This is a genomic window from Streptomyces sp. SPB074, from assembly GCF_000154905.1.
Classification (GTDB): Bacteria; Actinomycetota; Actinomycetes; order Streptomycetales; family Streptomycetaceae; genus Streptomyces.
Genome location: NZ_GG770539.1, coordinates 4,454,027 through 4,456,456 on the forward strand (window position 1 = coordinate 4,454,027; position 2,430 = coordinate 4,456,456).

General features: G+C 75.3%; 2 protein-coding genes. Both read right to left on the reverse strand.

The genetic code is table 11. The features are described 5' to 3' along the window. On the reverse strand, positions 1–1,234 hold a 1,234-nt coding region (locus tag SSBG_RS18715), incomplete at its 3' end, for a polysialyltransferase family glycosyltransferase (protein ID WP_008747639.1). After that, entirely contained in the window at positions 1,231–2,208 is a 978-nt protein-coding gene (locus SSBG_RS18720; RefSeq protein ID WP_008747640.1) for a glycosyltransferase family 2 protein, read from the reverse strand. The genes SSBG_RS18720 and SSBG_RS18715, both read right to left, overlap by 4 nt. Positions 2,209–2,430: the final 222 nt, after the last annotated feature.

Consider the following 2,430-nt stretch of genomic DNA (forward strand, 5'->3'; position numbering starts at 1 on the left):
CCAGCGCCGTGAGGCGCTTGCGCTTGACGTAGCGCCGGGCCGTCTCCTCGCCGCAGGCCGCCAGGTGGGCCTCAGCGCGGGCGCGCAGCCCCGGGTGGATCTTCGGCTGCATCGCGAAGCCGACCGCGACGAGGAGTTCCTGTGTCGCCGGGTCCGCCGCGAGGTGCTGCGCCGCGACCGCCCCGGGGTCGGCGAGGTCCGGGACGAGGGCGTCCACGAGCGTCACGGGCACGCGGTTGCTGTTCTCGAACGGGGTGAGCCGTTCCAGGAGCCGGCCCGTGCCCGTGCGGGCGACCGGCAGCCCGTAGAAGGTGGCGGCCGTGAGCAGCGCCGTCGAGAAGCAGCCCACGACGAGCGCCGGTTTCAGCACCGGGTACAGCGTCTCGGCGAGCGAGGGCTCGTCGAGCACGACGAGTTGCGCGCCGAGCCGCTCCGCCTCCGCCTCCATGAGCCGGGCCCAGCGGGCGGGCGCCGTCGGGTGCGGCTTGAACACGAGGTGCGGGTGGCCCAGTTGGACCGCACCCCGCACCATGTCCGCGTGCAGCCCCTCCTCCTCCTCGGCGCTGAGGATGCCGAGCGCGGAGAGGTACTGGCCCAGCAGCAGCACGGGCCGGGAGGAGGGGAGTTCCGGCAGGCCGGGCGCGTCCTCGGCGATCTCGGCGAGCACCCGGACGAACGCCTCCCCGTCCACGACCTCCCGGCGTACCCCGAACTCGCTGAGCAGCAGGGGTTCCAGGCCCGGTACGAGGTCCAGGTGCAGCAGCCGCTCGACGCGCGTGCCGAGCAGCGGGTCGAGCTTGTTCCGGGTCGGCCCGTAGCTCATGAGCCCGTCCGCGTACACGTCCACGCGCGCGCCCGTGAAGATCGTCGTGACGGCGAGCGCGGGCGCGACCTGGATCGACTCGACCACGAACTCGACCTCCTCGTCCGGGCCGAGGCCCCACAGGAGGCGCAAGTACCGTTCCCACAGGGGCACGTCGTCGGGCGCGGGGTGCCACGCGCCGGGGTGGAAGGGCGCGATGGCCTCGTTCCAGTGGCGTACCTCGTCGAAGCGCGTGCGCAGGCGCGCGAAACCGGCGAGCGCGTCGGGGCCCGGCGTCGTCTCGGGGTTCGCCGCGTTGTTGCTGAGGAGCAGGATCGTACGGTCCACGGGCGCGAAACGGCCCGCGTCGATCGCGGCGGCGAGCGTCGCGGTGCCGTAGAGCGTCGAGGCGAGGAGGACACGGGCGCTCACGCGGCCACCCCCGCGGCCGGGCGGCGGCGCAGGCGGCGCAGCAGGGCCGCGCGCTCGGGGTCCATCGAGGCGAGCGCGGCGTCGAGCACGTCCTGTGGCAGCCGCCGCAGCGCGGCGGCGCTCCGCGTCCGCAACTCCCGTGCCACGGAGGGCTGGAAGCGCTCGACGCGGCCGAGGTGGTGCGCGATGATCGCGCAGTACGTCCGGACCGCCTTGGGCAGCAGCGCGGCGGCCCCCGGGTCGGTCGCGGTCTCCGCCACGACCTGGTCGAAGGCGGGCAGGAAGTCGAGCTGGCGCACGTCGCCGATCTGCGTCAGCGAACTCCCCACGCCCCGCCGGTAGAAGTACCCGAGCGTGTTCACCGCCGCGCAGCTCTCCGCCTCCCGGTGCAGCCGCCAGATCCAGGGCCGGTCCTCGGCGGTACGCAGCCCCTCGGGAAAGTCGAGCAGGCCTCGTTCGAGGAGCCGCCGGTGGTACAGCCCGGCCCAGGAGTACGGGTAGTCGACGGACGTGGACCGCTCGGCAGGCAGGATCAGCGCGCGCGGGTCGAGGACGACCCCGCGCCGCCCGATCGGCGCCCGGTACAGGGTCCGCGCCCGCGCCACGCACCGCACGTGGTCGACGCGCAGGAAGTCCACGCCCAGCCGTTCGGCGTCCGCGACGAGCCGCGCGAGATACCCGGGCGCGAGCCAGTCGTCCCCGTCGAGGAACGTCAGCCACTCGCCGCGCGCGGCGGCGAGCCCGCTGTTCCTCGCCGTCCCGATACTGCTGTTGACCTCGTGCCGCACGAGTCTCGCGGGCGCCCCGAGGCCGCCGAGGGCATCCGCCACCACCTCCCCCGTCCCGTCGTCGGAGCAGTCGTCCACGAAGACGAATTCGTGGTCCGCACGGGCATTGGCGCGCAGCGAACGCAGCGCCTCGGACACATAGGGCCGCACATTGTGGAACGGCACGATGACGGAGAGCTTGGGCACGGCCGCGACGCTAGGGCCTCTCCGGCCCGCCGGGCTGTCCGGCAGGCGACCGGGGGGTGAACGCGGGGCGGCGACCGGGCCACGACGCGTCCCGCGCGGGGGCACGACGAGGGCCCGGGCGGGGGCGCGCGGGCCGCGCGGGCGCGCGCGAGGCGCGTCCCCGGCCCGCCCGGACGGGCCCGCACGGCCCGCCTCCCGCGCCTCCCCGTACGCGCCCCCGCG